Below are 15,511 nucleotides of genomic sequence, written 5' to 3' on the forward strand. Positions count from 1 at the left end.
TATGGTAGCTTTTCAGCCGTCAGACAGATCATAACGCCGGGTTATGTCCCTGTTCAATCCACAAGACCTCCGTAATGTTCTTCAAACTGATCAGCGTATCCTTGGGCTGGACCCTGGATCGAAGACGATCGGCGTCGCCCTGACAGACGTTTCTCTCATGCTCGCATCGCCATTTATGGGATTAAAACGGCGGAAATTGGGGGAAAATGCCAAGGAGTTGGCAGAGATTACAAAGCGCCAGAACGTTGGGGCGCTGGTGGTCGGTCTACCCCTGTCATTGGATGGATCTTTTGGTCCCGCAGCACGCGCAGCGTCGGACTGGACAACAGCTCTTTCCGAGCGGTTGGGTATTCCTGCGTGTCTTTGGGATGAGCGGCTCTCATCCAGTGCGGTCAACCGCTTCCTTATTCAGGACGCTGATATGACGCGTGGGCGACGCGCTGAAGTCGTCGATAAAATGGCGGCCGCCTATATGCTGCAAGGCTGGCTTGATGCGACGAAGGGTAGCTCTGAAAAGACATTTTTGTGAAAAATGTCTCTGGTTGGTCTGAGTTATATGAAATTTAGACCAACCAGAAGTACCAGAATGGCAATCCCAACAAAAATGCAAACCGGAAGCATAATGGTGGAGAGCAGAGATTCTCCCTCCTCCGTCGCTTCAAGAGCAATTTCGTCTTCGGTATCATCGATGTTTCTTTGGTCGGTCATAGTCAAACAGTACGATATTGCCTCGTCCGAGGCGAGAAAATTATTTTACTGTGCAGATAGAGTTTTATCTTCATAATGATTAAAAATAAAGTTTTATAGTCAATAAAATAATATCCATATCATAATGGTTTTTCTTCTCGGCAAATATTTTTTATCTTAGTTATTTCTGCGGAAATATTTATCGTTGGAATTATATTTTGTGATGATTCTTTCCATGAAAAATTGACTTGTATTTGGCGCTTTTCTTGGAGAATCATCAGATCTGAATGTCGCGTACAGACTTCGAGCATTGCCGCATGAAGGGAAATGCTTATCCGCTCATTCAACGCATCTTTTATCAATGAAGGGTCAGACATGAATTCGGTCCTTCCTTAATTTGGACCAAAATTATCCTGTTTTTCGGGCTGTGGCAATTGATACTGTTTTCAAATAAGCTTTTCTCCTCACAGGAGGGCCCTAAAATGGCTGATGAAGAAATTGCTGGCTACCTAATTCGCCGTGAACTCGAAAACGGAGACGACGAATTCTGGAACCCCACAGAAAAGTGGGTTTCTGATCCGGGCGACTCAGAGCTCTATGAAGATGAGGACGAAGCAAACGCTGTCGCCGATCTGCTGAGCGAGAATGACTCATTGGTGATCACCGTTGAAGAAGTGTATTTCGACGACGGCGAAGAAGAAGATGAAGCCACCGACGGAGAATAAGCATCTCTCCTGAAGGGGCTGCGGCCGCGCTGCTTTGTGTAGCGCGGCCCTTTTCTTTGTTGTACGGCCGCTCCTAGAGCCGTCACTGGGCATCTCTTGCTAACGCGCGTTAGTGCCTTACAAACCTGAGGGTTACGTCATGCAGCGGAATGATAACGACGAAGACGGTATCGGATCAGAAATCCACGAACTGATGAGTGAACTGCAAAGCGATGCGGAGCGCCTGAACATCGCAGCTGATAAATCTTCAACTCCTGATGATATCAAGCATATGATTGCTGCACTTGCTGATAAAATTGATGGACTTGCTTCCCTGGTCCGATAAGTCCTCGCAGAAACCTTATCTTCTGTGAGTAAAGATTTGTTTTTATGTTTTCGAGTATTTTTACCTAAAAATTTAAAATAGACCTCTAATCATCATATAGTCTCCAGCGACTGCAATAAATATAAGCAGAAGAATAGCTGGTATGCAGAGGGTTAAAAATAGAAAACCGAAAATGACAGGTTTTTTCGGTCTGTTCGGATCTGGGTAAGGGCCGCCCAGAAGACTCATAATATATTTATAGGTTATCCAGAGACCAAAATTGGCGGCCCAAATCACAGATAAAACGAAAATCATAAAGTAAAATTTCTTTTGGCTGTTTCGACGGGAGAAAGAGAAATGCGCTGTTTCACAGTATTTATGAGATGCTTCCACGTGAACCAATAGACAAAATATTTTTTCTGGTAAGGCTAATAAGCCTCATTTTCTCACGGCTTCGTGATACTTCTTCCCCTCTCCCCAAGCATATTACAATCTAAAAAATTCTAGGATTTTAGACTTAAGAAAATCTTGCGAATCAAAACGCGGATAGATATGGTCTGCGTATGTCATTTTACGGCGCTAGCACTGAATACGTCCTGCACAGCCTCCTGTGGCTTGTCGACAATCCTGAGCCTGTCAGCAGTCTCGATCTGGCGGAGCTTCAAAATATTCCGGCAGCATTTGTTGCGAAGCTTTTGCCCAAGCTGGAAAAGGCTGGTCTCCTCAATGCTGCTGAAGGGTTGAAGGGTGGCTACACGTTGGCAAAAACTGCCGACGAGATCACTGTTTTGGCCATTGTTGACGCAGTGGATGGTGAAAAGCGCCTCTTTAATTGTCAGGAAATCCGCGGACGCTGCGCCCTCTTTGACGAGAACCCACCTGGATGGGCGACGCAGGGGGTATGCGGAATTCATGCAGTCATGCTGCGAGCTGAAAAGGCGATGCGTCGGGAGTTAGCCCAAACGTCCCTCGCCGATTTGGCCAAATCAGTTCGTGACAAGGCGCCCTCGCCTTTTCTTGGAGAGGCACAGACCTGGCTGGATGAGCGTGTTCAGACCCGAAGAACGAACAAGGTCCGGCAGAGACGTCGTTCGGACAGTGCTTGAGCGGTTTCAGCTAACAAAAAAGGAAATATCCCGTGCGTAAATTTACTGTCCTGGCAGTTTTAACTGCTGGCATCTGGGCCTCCTCCCTTCATGCAGCGACAACAGTCACACCTTTGATGAGTCACGAACTGCTAGGTCTTTCAGGAAAGGAAGGGGCCATGGTTACAGTGGACTACGGGCCAGGAGATTCAGATCCGATCCACAGGCATAACGCATCTGTCTTCGTTTATATTCTTAAGGGCAGCGTCATCATGCAGGTTAAGGGTGGGCAGCCAGTCACTTTGAAAGAGGGGCAAACCTTTTTTGAAGGCCCCAACGATGTGCATGTTGTAGGGCGGAATGCCAGTCAGACCGAACCGGCTAAATTCATTGCGTTTTTCGTCAAGGACAAAGCCGCCCCCTTCGTCTTTCCTGAGCACTGAGTTACGGGATATTCGCTATGAAAATTTTTGTCGCCGGTGCGAGCGGAGCGCTGGGGCGCTGCTTGATTGCGCGCCTCAAAGAGGCTGGACATGACATCTGGGGGATGGCTCATCGGGCGGAAAGCCTGACGGCTATCGAGATGTTGGGAGCTCATGCGGTCAAAGCTGATGCTCTCAATAGGGAGGCACTTTTTGCAATAATCGAGAAGCTCCGCCCTGACGTCGTGATTGATGAACTTACGTCTCTCCCGGCAAGTCCTTTTGATCTTCCAAAGCATCTTCCGATCGATCGAAAACTCCGCCTTGAAGGTGGCGCCAATCTTTTCGATGCGGCGCAAACATATGGCGTAAAGCGCTACATACAGCAGTCTTGCGGCTTTTATCTGGACGCTGGTCATGACCTGGCGACAGAAGCCTCTTCTCTGAGGATTAGCGCGCCGGGGAATATCGGGGAAAGCGCGCGTATGTATGCAACTCTGGAAGCGCGCGTCAGGAGCGCTCCCACAATGGAAGGTATCACGCTGAGATACGGTTTTTTCTACGGCCCAGGGACGTGGTACTGGCCAGATGGTGCATTTAGTGCGCATCTCGCCCGTGGTGAGGTTTCACTGGTTGGTACCGGCACCAGCACATTCTCTTTTGTTCATGTAGATGATGCGGCACAGGCAACTGTATCAGCACTTACAGCCAAGCCTGGCGTTTACAATATCGTTGATAGTCAGCCTCTCCAGTTCGGGAAATGGCTGAAGGCGTATGCGCGATGGGTCGGGGCACCGGTGCCGCCGTGCATGACTGAAAAGGACGCTGTTCTGCTGATGGGCGAAGAAAGCGTCTATTACCAGAATAGCCTGACAGGCGCCTGCAATCGTAAGGCTATGGCTGCGCTCGGGTTTAGTCCACGAAAAGCCCCGTGGCTCAGTACTCCGCATATTTGAATATGAGGGTACGGTATTTATCCGCGCCGGTTTGGTAAGAAGATGGGCCAGCCAATAGAACGATGCAGGCCATTCGCTCAAGTGTCGCGAATAATGTTGAGTATTTTCAAGGAGTTCGAATGGTGGGCGCGACAGGGATTGAACCTGTGACCCCTGCCGTGTGAAGGCAGTGCTCTACCGCTGAGCTACGCGCCCATTCGTTGAGCGGGCTTTTAACAGTGGCGATACAGTCTGACAAGACGATTTTTTGGCCACGTCATCGCCTTTGTTTGAACTCATTGCGCCGTCAGAAACATTTTGTCTGACTGGGAGCGACAATGAAACGGAATGCAGCTTTGGATTGTCTGCGAGGAGCAGCAATTCTTTTTGTGATCAGTAATCACATTGGAATACGCATTCCCCTCTCTCATACGGGGTTGGCCAGCTTTCTGCCGCGTTGGTTCCTGGTGGGCCTGAACTATAATGGCGGTGAAGCTGTCAGCATTTTCTTCGTCTTGTCCGGCTTTCTGATTGCGTCCAGAATTACGCAGACCTTCGGGGCTTTGGATCGGATACAGCCGGTCAGGTTCCTCATTCATCGCGCCATTCGTATCCTTCCCTGCCTCGTGTTGCTTGTAAGTGTTCTCGGAGTGCTCGACTATATCGGCTTCGAGGATTATCGCTTCTCAAAGCCGGGTCAGAGCTTCCTAGGTGCGGCAATGGCAGCTTTCGGGCTGTATTTTAACGTGTGGCAGGCCCGGCATGGTTGGAGTGTTGCAGGCTGGACGATCCTTTGGTCCCTGTCGATTGAAGAGCTTTTCTATCTGCTGTTCCCGTTCCTCTGCCGATTGAATGTGTGGTTGCGTGTGGGCGTTCTCCTCCTGCTGGCTGTAACGGCACCCGTGTATCAGGCAACGCTTCAGGGCAATGAAATCTGGCGAGAGCAGGCCACCCTGACCGGTTTGGGGACCATTGCGCTGGGTGTTCTCATGGCAATCGTGGCAGCGCGGTATCGTCCTAACGGAAGCTGGCCTGTTGCGATGGGGGGCGTTGGTTTGCTGATGATGCTGTCAGAGATGTTTGGTCCGCCATCCTGGTGGCATCTGCTGTCTGACGGCTGGTTTGCCGTCCTTTATGGAGGCATTGCCATGCTGGTTTTGGCCTGTGGCTGGCGTTCATTTGAAGGTGGTCGATGGAGTTGGTGGATCCGTAGAATGGGGCAACTGTCATATGAGGTCTATCTCACCCACATGTTTGTTGTCATGGCTGCTGTTCGGATCTGGAGGCATAATCATTGGCCGCAAAGCAATGGATGGATTGTCTATCCAGTCTGCCTGATCATGATCTGGGGGCTGGGCGAAGCTGTCTCGCGGCTCTTTACCAAGCCCATCACCAAGTTTCTTGATCGAGCGTTGACGTCCCGGATCTATCAAAAAAGCCGAGTGACAAGTTCGGTTCAGCCGGAAGTGGGATGCTAATAGTCCGCCTCTGTTTCAGATGATTTTTTTCGGAACGCGCGCAGTGAGCTGTCTCAGAACGCTATTTTTATTGTTCTTCCAGCAAGGGAGGCGCGGCTAGTGACAGGTAATGCATGCGCTTCAACTCGCGTCGACCCAGTGTGATGCTGTCCAGGATCAGGCCGCAAACCAGCGAGAGTGCCGCAAGGATCATACTGCCTGTGGCAAGGAGCGCTGTAGGAAGGCGTGGGACGAGCCCTGTGTTGAGGTACGTCACCACGACAGGGATCCCGAGGATCAGACCGACAAGGGTAAAAAATAGTGAGAGCGCTGCAAAGAACATCAACGGGCGTTCCTGCTTCACCAGATTGATGATGGTTCTCAGGATTAGCAGTCCGTCTGAGTAGGTGCGCAGCTTGGATGCTGAACCGGGCGGTCGCTCGATATAAGCCGTTGGAATTTCCCCAATCGGCATGCCGAGTTCGAGGGCATGGACCGTGAATTCGGTCTCGGTCTCAAAGCCGGCAGAAAGAGCCGGGAAAGACTTTACGAAGCGCCGGGAAAATACGCGATATCCGGAGAGCATGTCACTGAGGCGCCGGCCGAAGACGAGCGTTACCAGTCCTGTGAGTACCTTGTTGCCCAACACATGTCCGCGGCGATAGGCGGCCTCGCGGTCTGTTACGCGTGCACCGTTTACCATGTCCAGACCTTCTGACATGGCAGCATGAAGCATGCCGGGTGCCGCCGCCGCCTCATAGGTGGCATCACCATCAACCAGAATATAATAGTCTGCCTCAATATCCGCGAACATCCGGCGGATAACGTGTCCCTTCCCTTTCATCCGCTCCGTACGGACAATTGCTCCCGCAGCTTTGGCGACTTCCTTTGTGCGATCTGTCGAGTTGTTATCGTAAACGTAAATATCTGCGCTCGGCAGTGCTGCACGAAAATCCTGCACAACCTTCTGAATGGTCACCTCTTCATTATAGCAGGGCACAAGAACAACCGTGCGAGAAGAAGAGAGATGCGCGTTGGAAAGCATTGAGATGGGACCAATATTCAGAATGTGTGAAATGTCGTCTTACAGAAGTATAAATTTATTCTGCGTAAAATTCAAAGGCCGATGGAAGCTCGTGGATTCACTGCGGACGGACATGGTTTCGTCAGCTAGCGAAAACTGCCGCACTTTCTGTTGAAGAAAGGGCAGTAACCCATTCCTCAACAAGAGGCCTGAAAGGTTTAGAAGCCGAACATATGATCGAGGGAGAAGCCACCTTCCCCGTTTTCAAGGCCATGGTACCCGAACAGGCGGCATGTGAGATCGCGGATCAGGATATATCCACCGACACCGGCTCGCTCCAGATGGGCGCTCTCAAAAAGCTCATGGGGACGAACCATGTAGGAGCCTGATGGCTGGATGCGGATACCCGTCTCGGCCACCAGGGTGCCGTCAGCGGCATGAAGCAGCAGAACCGTTTCGGATTCATCCGTTCCCTCAATTGAGGCGGGATGGATCAGGCAACAAAAACTACGCAGATGATCATGGCCAAGCTTCAGGAAGAGACGCGTTGTCAGGCCCGGCGGTGGACCAGAGTAGGATTGCGGCTCGGAACGCCATGTCATGAGCGTGTTAAAGATGTGCGCTCCAAAGCTGGTTTCCGCCGCATGATCGGTTTCACGGTTGCGATAGCGCATGAGCGCATGAAGCCAGCCATCAGCTTCCCCTCCGTCTCGGAAGTCATATACCAGATCTGCATGCCCTGGCCGGTCTGTCAGCTCATGCAAGGCGATGGCTGTTGAGTGGCTGCGCGGAAGATTGCCAAGGAAGTGGGAGCCTACCGGCTGGCCGGCATCATCGAAAATATCCAGCCGGACAGGAAGCGTTTCCAGTGCCTCGGACATGGGGTTTGGTTGGATAAAGCTTTCAAATTTTGCAGGGTCCAGAATGGGAAAAGGCAGCAGAAAGCCTCGACCTAGCGATGGTGCGAAATTTCTGATGGCTTGGTCCGGGCGGATATTGTCCCGCTCGACATTCAGGTGTGCAATGCGTGTGCGTCCACGCTGCGTTATTTCATAGCGCGGGCGCACCAGATGACGTCCTGCGCGCATTTCGAGCTGGGCAGGCCATGCGAGTTCGGGAAAGATTTTTCCAACATTGACTGCGATGGTCTCAAACGGGCCGATCGCCCGATCAACGCCACGATGTTCTTCCACACCCATGGGGTTAAAGGTAATGCCTCCCGCCGGGATCGTGGTGGCATGGCTGTTCTGGACCCAGACGGTAAGGGTCTCATCTGCTTCCGGAGCCGGTAGCGTGGCATAACGGACAGATGGCCACGCATTGGCGTCATGCGTGACGGACAGGCTTGGGTCACCGTTTCTGCCCCAGACATCCAGCGCGTACTTGACGACGTCATGCCCGCGCGCGCCGATCACATGAATGAAAAGCTGGCCCATAAACGGCGGCAGGCTGAAACGTTCACGTATTTGGGCGCTATCAATCGTGATGCCTGCACCGGACTGGGTAACAGGCTGCTCCCACTGGGCGATGACCTGCCCGGACTGGTCATAAAGACGTAGCCAGTAACGCAGATCCTGCGAGCCATAATTGGACCAGTAGTTGGCCGTCACGATCCGCGTGGAAAACTGATCGTCATCCCGGAAAAAAGCAAAATTTGTCGCGAAATTGAGCTTGTCGAGATAGGGGCGACCACGGACGATCATAACATCGGGCAGGCGTGCCGGGGCGAGAGTGTGCAATGTGCGCCCATCCAGAAGCTTGCCCAGACGACCGCGCATCTTCGCGTCATCGAACGAGAGCGCCAGAATGATACTGGCCTCAGTGCCGGGCAGTTCCAAAAGGGCTTGCTTCACCCCACCAAAGCCGTCGGGTTGGCCAACCTGCTCGGTATCATGAACCAGCACGACAGAAGGCTTCAGTCCCGGATAAAGGGCAACCAGCGTTCGGACGGTGTCTTCGGGGTCGTAAATGACGATTGTCTGCCCGGCGAAAGCCTTCTCCATGCGCGTCAGCGCCTCGGCTGCTAGCGGGTGGGCCAGCGCCTTGTAGAGCACGTTTCCACCCTGTGGACCGAAAGTGCGGATATCGAGCATAGAGGGCCCTTTCAGAGCTTCAGTCGTCGGCGCATTTCTCTCGCCACAGTGGGGGTGTCGTCAAGCGGCTGGACAGACCATGATGTCAAGCTCGGGTTGAATATCCGGACGCGCCCCGCTTCCTCAAGGGTTTGCACAAACCTACCAATGCGCGCTGACTTGCCCGGAAGCGGAAGAACCATCACCGGTGCAGTCGTAGCGGCAGCTTCAGAAATCATGGAAACACTGTCTGTAGTCACGGCAATCATGTCTGCGCAGGCGAGCATCCCGAAATAAGGATTGTTATCTCCCTGCCCTTCAAGAATGCGGATACCGGCTGGAACAAGCTTTTCCCTCAGCACGGCAAGAGCGGCTGGGTCCGTCCGGCGTGAGGGGGTCAGGACAGCCTGCATTCCATTCCGGTTCACGAAAGCGATCAGTCCTTCTGCCATTTTGACTGCTTCCGCCGCCCCAAGAGAAAAGCGCCCGTTTGTGCCGCCGACCAGAATGGCAAGCAAAGGCCGCTCGTCATGTTTCAGACGATCAGCCCATAAGGCACGGGCATAATCCAGCTTCTGGGGCGTGACGGGGTGCAATGCATTGCGAGAGATCAAAACATTCGGGCCATTAATGCCGTCGTGACTGTTGGCAACAATAAGATTAAATTTTGTGAGGTCAGTTCGGGGATTTTGAATCTGCACCACGGGCAACCCTTCCCGTTTGGCAACTGCTGCCCCTGCAATGCCTCCCGTTCCACCAATACTGATGATCAGTTTTGTGTCAGGCGCTATGGTGATGGGGGCAATGCGCTTTAAAGGAGACGGCCAGTATCGGGCCGGAATATGGTTCCAAGGTTTACGGATCAGAACGGGTTGAAAGTCCCAGTCCATTCCTGCTTTCTCCGCGAGACCGGCACCTTGCGCACGCATCCCGGCGAAGTCTTCGGCGATGATCGTGGCCTTCATGGTTGGACTCCGAAAAAAGACGCTATTTCCCGAAACGGAAGAAATTTGGCAAGAAGCGGATATGACGATGCCTGAAACACCTTCCATTTCCAATTCTGACGGTTTTGCCGAGTTTGGACTGATCCCCCCTCTTCTGGCCACGCTGGAGCAGGTTGGGCACAAACGCCCGAGCGCGATCCAGTCTCAGGCCATCCCGCCGCTTCTGGCCGGGCGCGATGTGCTTGTCGCATCCCAGACAGGAAGTGGCAAAACTGCTGCTTTCGTTCTCCCCATGCTGCAGAAGCTGAATGAAGGGGAAGCTGCGCCGGGCCCACGCGCTTTAATTCTTGAACCCACACGGGAACTGGCTGCGCAGACTGCGGCAGTCTGCCGTCAGTTAGGGCGTCGCCTGTCTTTAAAAACGCGTGTGATCTGTGGCGGAACACCACGTGATCAGCAACTGCGCACGATACGCGATGGCGTTGACATTATTGTGGCCACGCATGGGCGACTGCTGGACCTGGTGATGCAGGGTGAACTGGTTCTGGAGTATTTGACCTACCTCGTGCTGGATGAGGCTGATCGCCTTCTGGATGAAGACTTCTCCGAAAGCATGACGGCACTGACACCCTATTTCCCCGATGTGCCGCCGCAAACCGTCTTCTGCTCTGCTACGTTGCCGGAGCCGGTCATGGCTCTGGCCAAGCGTGTAACGCGTGATCCGGTACGCGTAGATGTTGCTGCTGAAACCTTCACGCCAAAGAAAATTCGCCAGCGCGCGATGTTTGTGGAAAAAGACGACAAGCCTGAAACTGTCGCACGTATTCTGGAGAGGTTTCCGGGCCGCAGCATGGTCTTTGCCCGAACAAAGGTGAATGTCGATCTGATGGCGAAAGTGCTTCGCCGTCATGACATCAGGGCGGAAACCCTGCACGGTGATCGGACACAGGGCGCACGAAACAAGGCTTTGGACCTGTTTAGACAGGGTCGCGTGCCTGTGTTGGTGACCACGGATATCGCCTCACGCGGGTTGGATATCTCCGATGTTGATCTTGTCATCAACATGGACATGCCGGAAACGCCTGAATCCTATGTTCACCGCATTGGCCGGACGGCTCGTGCCGGCAAGAAGGGCGCTGCGTTCTCTCTCATCAACAGTGATGAGCGTCTGTTCCTGCGTGATATTGAAAAGCACATTGGCTATCGCATTCGTATCGCAACAGAAGACGCACTCGACACTTAAGGGAGATAGCGGTCCAGAATATTTCTCCCCAGTTCCTGCCAGGCCAGTGTGCTGTCAGGAACTGGGAAGATTGGTGGAGGGTTCTTCAGCAGGCTGGTGATCGCCTGTGCGATAGCCGCCGGCTCCGGCTCACACAGGACCGCCTGTGAATTGTCAGCGAACTGCTCCGTGAGGCCACCCACATTCGTCGCGACGATATAACGCCCTCCTGCTGCGGCCATTGCGCCCACGCCACTTTGGGACGCTTCCCGATATGGAAGCAGCAATACGTCCGCCCAGCCAATTAGCTGTGACAGCTCATTTTCTGGAACCCACCGATTTTCGACCTGAACTCCGTTGATTTTCTGAAGTTCGGCAAGTTCAGGGCTAGCGGGTCCCTGCCCGATAACGCGACATTCGATAGGAATATCAACCTGCGGAAGTGCCGCAGCCAACAGGTCCAGTCCCTTATAGGGCAGAAGACGTCCAAACATCAGCAGCTTGGGTTTCCCCTGATGGCTGAAAGGCGGAGCGGCGTTCGTCCCGATAAATGGTGGATGGGAAAGCGAGAGGATCCTCTTTCCCTGACACGATGCATCGCCTGACAGTGTTTTGGCGACGTGCTGGCTAAAGGTGACCAGACTGGATGACTGCCTGATCAGAATGCGTTGAAGAAACATCTGTAACGGGTAGCCGTCTCCCGGATGGGCACGGGCATCATGAATGATCGTGATGACCGGCACCCCGGCCCGCCGCAGAGCATGTGCCATGAGAACATCAAGCGGCCCTGGCATTGCACAGATGGCGATATCGGGCCTGTTGCTCAGAATGGCCATGAAAAGACGTGTGATAATCACCGGTGCCTGCAGGAATTTGCAGAACAACCCGAACGCAGAGCGATACGTCCTGAATGTCAGGACATTCGCAGGAGCGTGATGGCTATGAAGGATTTCCGCTTGGTCTGAAAGCGAGAGCTGAACACTGGTTCGGGGAAGTGCACCAAGCCCATTGGCAAGGTCCACCGCGATTCGCGGCCCCGCACCCCGTTTCCCCCACTGCCAGACAAAAACTTTCCTGGCTTTCACCCCTGAACTCCTGACGCCTGTACCGCTTGCAAAAGGCTCTGGCCGTTCAGCCGATCCTCCACACGCTTCATGGCGGCATTTCCCAGGCGTTCCCGAAGAGCGGGATTATCAGCGGCTTCTTGTAATGCCTGTGCTGCGGATTGAACGTCAGGGTTGGCCCAGCTGGTTTGCGGCATGTCGAGAACCCCCCGTGGATCCCGGGCGGGAGAGAGACTGTAAGCGACAGGAAGCCCGCATGAAGTATCCATGAACTCCGCCGTTGCAGACCAGTCCGTGGCGACAACGCAGCGCCCCAGCGCCATGGCTTCCGCCACAACCAGTCCGAACCCTTCGCTCCTGTGAAGGGAAAGAACGATATCAGCACAAGCCATGAGCGCCAGCATGTCTTCGCTGCTGTAATGCGCTGTATCGAGGCGAATATTAGGAGCCCCGCCGATGGCTGCCTGAATGGCGGCCATATCGTCTGGGTAGTTCTCTGTATGGCCAATCTTCAGCAGTAAAATCCGGTCAGGACGGATGCCGAACGCCTCACGAAAGGCCCGAATGGTATCGATGGGATTCTTCCGAACCATGCTGGACGCAAGATTAAACGAAACAAGAACAATGAGGGCATCATCTGGCAGGTTGAATGCCGCCCGGTCTTTCTGAGAGGGTTTTTGACCCGCAAGGCCAACAGGGTGTTCCACCACGCGAACCGGGACATTGAGGGGCGCGATCGCATCAGCGGTAAAGCGGGACGGCACCCAGATTTCATGAACATATCGCCGAGCGTATGTCCATGTTTTTGGAATGATGGGCAATTCCCATGCCCAATAGCCGATCACTTTCCGGCCGTTCCGAAGAGAGCGCGGCATTCTAAGAAGGACAGAGGGGAGCATTGGCGCATTGACGTGAATGACAAGAGGTGCGCCTGCCCCGACTGCATCCCCCTCAAGTCGCCGGGTGTCTATATCCCAGGCCGCACAGGGAATGTTCAGTTTGCGCAGAGCCTTCACCATCAGACGAGCCCCTTCGCCCAATCCTGAACTGCGGCTCAGTTCTCCAGCCACAATAATGCCGGAAGCACGGGATGGATAAGTCTTGCTGATGCTGGGCGCGACGAGGGCTGTTACCCATGCAAAAAACCGTCGTCTCGGTTCCTGAGGCAGTTTTTGCCAGATCCTGTGAGCAACAGAAAGATCAGGGTGGCTCACGGCATGTCCTTCAAGGCGTGTTTCGTACGGAGAAAAATCTGTTTCAGTTTAAAATCAGCTGCCGTCACGCCTGCTTCTTTACAACATGTTTCCTGCCTTGAGCATCAGCATCATAAAGCCGTTACAAGCTCTATGGCGACTGGCCAGGAACGTGCTTACACTACAATCCATGACCGATCCACGCACCATTCCTCCTCGGGTAGAGACGATTCTTGCGGCATTGGTTTCGTTTGATACGACCAGCCGCCATTCAAATCTTTCGATTATCGAATGGATCGAAGGCTATCTGGCTGCCCATGATGTCTCGTTTACCCGGTATTCGGGTGGAGATGACGGGAAGTGGAACCTGCATGCCGTTATCGGTCCAGAAAAAGCTGGGGGAATGGCATTCGCCGGGCATGTGGATTGTGTTCCGGTTGACGGTCAGGACTGGTCCTCGGATCCTTTTGTTCTCAGGGAAGAGAACGGCCGCCTCTATGGGCGCGGCGCCGCAGACATGAAGGGCTACGTCGCCTGCATGTTGGCCGCAGTGCCCGATTTCAAGGCTATGGATCTCCCTAAGCCCATCCATCTGCTTTTTACCTGCGACGAAGAAATTACCTGTGATGGTGCACGACACCTGATTGAGGACATAAAGCAGGCGCACTCGCTTCCTGCCCTGTGCATGGTGGGAGAGCCTACCATGATGACGCCCGTAATCGCTCATAAAGGGCGTTTCGCTGTTCGCGTCCGGCTGGTTGGAAAGCCTGGGCATTCGTCCCTGCCTCAAGGCGGGAAAAATGCCTTGCATGCCATGGGGCGAGCCATCGCCATTTGTGCTGATGAAGCTGACCGGCTTTCAATCGAGGGGCGTCGTGTTGACGGGTTTGTGCCGCCTTATACAACCATGCAGGTTGGCCTCGCATCTGGTGGCAGTATCCTCAATATCATTCCTGAGCAGGCTGAATTCGATGTTGAGTGGCGGAATGTTCCCGGCGATGAAGGCTCCGTAGAGTTTGAGAAGTTACGTGAGGCCCTCTCCCCGCTGGATGAAAGTCTGAGAGAAGATAACCCCGGTGGAGGCATCAGGTACCTGCTGTTGGTGGACCTGCCTCCCCTTGCCTTGGCCGCTGACCATCTCCTCACAGAACTGACGTGTCAGATCACTGGCAGCAACACGACGGGAAAAGTGTCTTATGGAACCGAGGCTGGGATCTACCAGCGTGGTGCCATGGAGAGTATTGTCTGTGGTCCGGGAGATATTGCTCAGGCTCATCGTCCGGACGAGTTTATTGCGAAGGAACAGCTTGAACGCTGTGAAACAGTCATTCGGGATTTTGCACGGAGAGTAAGCGGGGCGGCATGAGTTGTAAGGCAGGACAGAGGCACCATCCGATCCGGCTTCGTCAGCCGCGCCTGACTGAAGACCTGCCCGGAAGCGGCCGTCCGCCTTTTCCACTGACCGTTTGTCTTGATCCACCAGATCTTTCGGCCTGGATTAGTCCCGCATCTGGAGTTCCCGGTGTCATGGTTTTTGACTCCGGTCGAAATGGCCCGGATGTCGTGATTACCGGCATGGTGCATGGAAATGAGTACGCTGGTGGCCATGCCCTGGAGAGATTGCGACGTACTACGCCTGTTCCTGCAATAGGACGGGTGACGCTGATTCTTGCCAATCTGAAGGCTTTCGATCGCTTTGATCGCTCCGCTCCGATGGCTTCTCGCTACAGAGATGAGGATCTCAACCGACTTTGGCATCCATCACGTCTGAACAGTGATGAGCAGTCCAATGAACTGGAGCGCGCACGTGAGCTTCGCCCGTTCATCGAGCGTGCGGATCTGTTGTTGGACCTTCACTCGACACTCTGGCCGTCCAATCCGCTTTTCATTGTCCCGCCCAGGCGGCGGTCCAGTGATCTCGCCTGCGCCTTAGCCTCAGAAGCTGGATTACCGACGCTGGTCCTGACAGATCTTGGGCATCATGGCGGTTCTCGCCTGATTGAACATGCGCGCTTTATGGCCGTCGGCGGTACCGGGCGATCCTGTCTGCTGGAAGCCGGGCTGCATTGGGAGCCACAGACCGTTGATGTCATGGAGAAAGTCAGCCGTCGTTTTCTGGCTGAAGCCCTGAATGTGCATCTACAGGGGGGGGCTCAGGATAAAACGCAGCCAGTGAGGCTTGCTGTCGTGACGGATAATGTCACGGCAAAAAGTGCAGAGTTTAGTTTTGTTGAGCCTTGGGTTGGAAACACCTGCATCCCAAGAGCAGGAACTGTGATTGCCCGGGATGGCCATGACGCTATCTGCACGCCCTACGATGACTGTCTGCTCATCGTGCCAAACCTTCGCCCCAAGCAGGGGCAGCTTGCGGTGGGGG

Annotated in this window: 16 protein-coding genes and 1 tRNA gene; 10 read left to right on the forward strand and 7 right to left on the reverse strand. The window is 53.7% G+C overall.

The window, feature by feature from the left end; genetic code table 11:
• Nucleotides 1-43: 43 nt before the first annotated feature.
• Nucleotides 44-529: a Holliday junction resolvase RuvX gene (ruvX, locus tag R5H23_RS01840; RefSeq protein WP_211496788.1), complete on the forward strand. Its 486-nt coding sequence runs from the start codon at nucleotides 44-46 to the stop codon at nucleotides 527-529.
• Between the two features lie 298 nt (nucleotides 530-827).
• Here ruvX and R5H23_RS01845 read toward each other — a convergent pair whose 3' ends face one another.
• Entirely contained in the window at nucleotides 828-1,064 is a 237-nt protein-coding gene (locus R5H23_RS01845; protein ID WP_317214111.1) for a hypothetical protein, read from the reverse strand.
• Nucleotides 1,065-1,169: 105 nt separating this feature from the next.
• Here R5H23_RS01845 and R5H23_RS01850 point away from each other — a divergent pair, with 105 nt between their 5' ends.
• The 5 genes from R5H23_RS01850 (at nucleotide 1,170) to R5H23_RS01870 (ending at nucleotide 4,179) form a co-directional block, all read left to right on the forward strand.
• The gene (locus tag R5H23_RS01850) at nucleotides 1,170-1,412 is read left to right on the forward strand and encodes a hypothetical protein (RefSeq protein WP_099212554.1); all 243 of its coding nucleotides are present in this window, start codon (nucleotides 1,170-1,172) and stop codon (nucleotides 1,410-1,412) included.
• A 139-nt stretch (nucleotides 1,413-1,551) separates the two neighbouring features.
• Nucleotides 1,552-1,737 carry a hypothetical protein gene (locus R5H23_RS01855; RefSeq protein ID WP_099212555.1) on the forward strand — a complete coding sequence of 62 codons (186 nt, stop codon included), beginning with the start codon at nucleotides 1,552-1,554 and terminating at the stop codon, nucleotides 1,735-1,737.
• 542 nt (nucleotides 1,738-2,279) lie between these two features.
• On the forward strand, nucleotides 2,280-2,822 hold the full coding sequence (locus tag R5H23_RS01860; protein ID WP_317214114.1) for an Rrf2 family transcriptional regulator: 543 nt from the start codon (nucleotides 2,280-2,282) through the stop codon (nucleotides 2,820-2,822).
• 32 nt (nucleotides 2,823-2,854) lie between these two features.
• The gene (locus R5H23_RS01865; RefSeq protein ID WP_317214116.1) at nucleotides 2,855-3,244 is read left to right on the forward strand and encodes a cupin domain-containing protein; all 390 of its coding nucleotides are present in this window, start codon (nucleotides 2,855-2,857) and stop codon (nucleotides 3,242-3,244) included.
• A 17-nt stretch (nucleotides 3,245-3,261) separates the two neighbouring features.
• Nucleotides 3,262-4,179, forward strand: coding sequence for an NAD(P)-dependent oxidoreductase (locus tag R5H23_RS01870; RefSeq protein ID WP_317214118.1), 918 nt, complete (start codon nucleotides 3,262-3,264; stop codon nucleotides 4,177-4,179).
• 120 nt (nucleotides 4,180-4,299) lie between these two features.
• Here the strand turns inward: R5H23_RS01870 and R5H23_RS01875 are convergent.
• Nucleotides 4,300-4,374: transfer RNA gene (locus R5H23_RS01875), tRNA-Val, on the reverse strand.
• A 122-nt stretch (nucleotides 4,375-4,496) separates the two neighbouring features.
• Here R5H23_RS01875 and R5H23_RS01880 point away from each other — a divergent pair.
• Nucleotides 4,497-5,636: an acyltransferase gene (locus R5H23_RS01880; RefSeq protein ID WP_317214120.1), complete on the forward strand. Its 1,140-nt coding sequence runs from the start codon at nucleotides 4,497-4,499 to the stop codon at nucleotides 5,634-5,636.
• A gap of 67 nt (nucleotides 5,637-5,703) precedes the next feature.
• Here the strand turns inward: R5H23_RS01880 and R5H23_RS01885 are convergent, their stop codons facing one another.
• The 3 genes from R5H23_RS01885 to R5H23_RS01895 form a co-directional block, all read right to left on the reverse strand.
• Complete coding sequence (locus R5H23_RS01885; protein ID WP_046901626.1) at nucleotides 5,704-6,660, reverse strand: glycosyltransferase family 2 protein; 957 nt, start codon at nucleotides 6,658-6,660, stop codon at nucleotides 5,704-5,706.
• Between the two features lie 197 nt (nucleotides 6,661-6,857).
• A complete protein-coding gene (locus R5H23_RS01890) occupies nucleotides 6,858-8,732 on the reverse strand; it encodes a hypothetical protein (protein ID WP_317214123.1) in 1,875 nt (624 codons plus the stop codon).
• Nucleotides 8,733-8,743: 11 nt separating this feature from the next.
• Nucleotides 8,744-9,676: a mitochondrial fission ELM1 family protein gene (locus R5H23_RS01895; protein WP_317214125.1), complete on the reverse strand. Its 933-nt coding sequence runs from the start codon at nucleotides 9,674-9,676 to the stop codon at nucleotides 8,744-8,746.
• On the opposite strand from R5H23_RS01895, the gene R5H23_RS01900 reads away from it, so the two are divergent.
• Nucleotides 9,660-10,898 carry a DEAD/DEAH box helicase gene (locus R5H23_RS01900; RefSeq protein ID WP_064272880.1) on the forward strand — a complete coding sequence of 413 codons (1,239 nt, stop codon included), beginning with the start codon at nucleotides 9,660-9,662 and terminating at the stop codon, nucleotides 10,896-10,898. The two genes, R5H23_RS01895 and R5H23_RS01900, sit on opposite strands and share 17 nt — an antisense overlap.
• Here R5H23_RS01900 and R5H23_RS01905 read toward each other — a convergent pair.
• Together R5H23_RS01905 and R5H23_RS01910 are read right to left on the reverse strand one after the other, a co-directional pair.
• The gene (locus R5H23_RS01905) at nucleotides 10,895-11,962 is read right to left on the reverse strand and encodes a glycosyltransferase family 4 protein (protein ID WP_317214130.1); all 1,068 of its coding nucleotides are present in this window, start codon (nucleotides 11,960-11,962) and stop codon (nucleotides 10,895-10,897) included. The two genes, R5H23_RS01900 and R5H23_RS01905, sit on opposite strands and share 4 nt — an antisense overlap.
• The gene (locus tag R5H23_RS01910) at nucleotides 11,959-13,155 is read right to left on the reverse strand and encodes a glycosyltransferase family 4 protein (RefSeq protein ID WP_317214132.1); all 1,197 of its coding nucleotides are present in this window, start codon (nucleotides 13,153-13,155) and stop codon (nucleotides 11,959-11,961) included. Before R5H23_RS01910 ends, R5H23_RS01905 begins: the two co-directional genes overlap by 4 nt.
• Before the next feature lie 169 nt (nucleotides 13,156-13,324).
• On the opposite strand from R5H23_RS01910, the gene argE reads away from it, so the two are divergent.
• Entirely contained in the window at nucleotides 13,325-14,500 is a 1,176-nt protein-coding gene (gene argE / locus R5H23_RS01915; RefSeq protein ID WP_317214133.1) for an acetylornithine deacetylase, read from the forward strand.
• A 161-nt stretch (nucleotides 14,501-14,661) separates the two neighbouring features.
• Nucleotides 14,662-15,511, forward strand: an 850-nt coding sequence (locus tag R5H23_RS01920; RefSeq protein WP_317214135.1) for a succinylglutamate desuccinylase/aspartoacylase family protein, incomplete at its 3' end; no start/stop codon positions are given.

This window comes from Gluconobacter sp. GP1 (assembly GCF_032913585.1).
GTDB lineage: Bacteria > Pseudomonadota > Alphaproteobacteria > Acetobacterales > Acetobacteraceae > Gluconobacter > Gluconobacter cerinus.

Bases quoted from the DNA above. Each gene is read 5' to 3' on its own strand.
- R5H23_RS01900 (WP_064272880.1), top strand. From the start codon at position 9,660: ATGATCGTGGCCTTCATGGTTGGACTCCGAAAAAAGACGCTATTTCCC.
- argE (WP_317214133.1), top strand. From the start codon at position 13,325: ATGACCGATCCACGCACCATTCCTCCTCGGGTAGAGACGATTCTTGCG.
- R5H23_RS01855 (WP_099212555.1), top strand. From the start codon at position 1,552: ATGCAGCGGAATGATAACGACGAAGACGGTATCGGATCAGAAATCCAC.
- R5H23_RS01860 (WP_317214114.1), top strand. From the start codon at position 2,280: ATGTCATTTTACGGCGCTAGCACTGAATACGTCCTGCACAGCCTCCTG.
- R5H23_RS01895 (WP_317214125.1), bottom strand. From the start codon at position 9,676: ATGAAGGCCACGATCATCGCCGAAGACTTCGCCGGGATGCGTGCGCAA.
- R5H23_RS01885 (WP_046901626.1), bottom strand. From the start codon at position 6,660: ATGCTTTCCAACGCGCATCTCTCTTCTTCTCGCACGGTTGTTCTTGTG.
- R5H23_RS01890 (WP_317214123.1), bottom strand. From the start codon at position 8,732: ATGCTCGATATCCGCACTTTCGGTCCACAGGGTGGAAACGTGCTCTAC.
- R5H23_RS01870 (WP_317214118.1), top strand. From the start codon at position 3,262: ATGAAAATTTTTGTCGCCGGTGCGAGCGGAGCGCTGGGGCGCTGCTTG.
- R5H23_RS01880 (WP_317214120.1), top strand. From the start codon at position 4,497: ATGAAACGGAATGCAGCTTTGGATTGTCTGCGAGGAGCAGCAATTCTT.
- R5H23_RS01845 (WP_317214111.1), bottom strand. From the start codon at position 1,064: ATGTCTGACCCTTCATTGATAAAAGATGCGTTGAATGAGCGGATAAGC.
- R5H23_RS01850 (WP_099212554.1), top strand. From the start codon at position 1,170: ATGGCTGATGAAGAAATTGCTGGCTACCTAATTCGCCGTGAACTCGAA.
- ruvX (WP_211496788.1), top strand. From the start codon at position 44: ATGTCCCTGTTCAATCCACAAGACCTCCGTAATGTTCTTCAAACTGAT.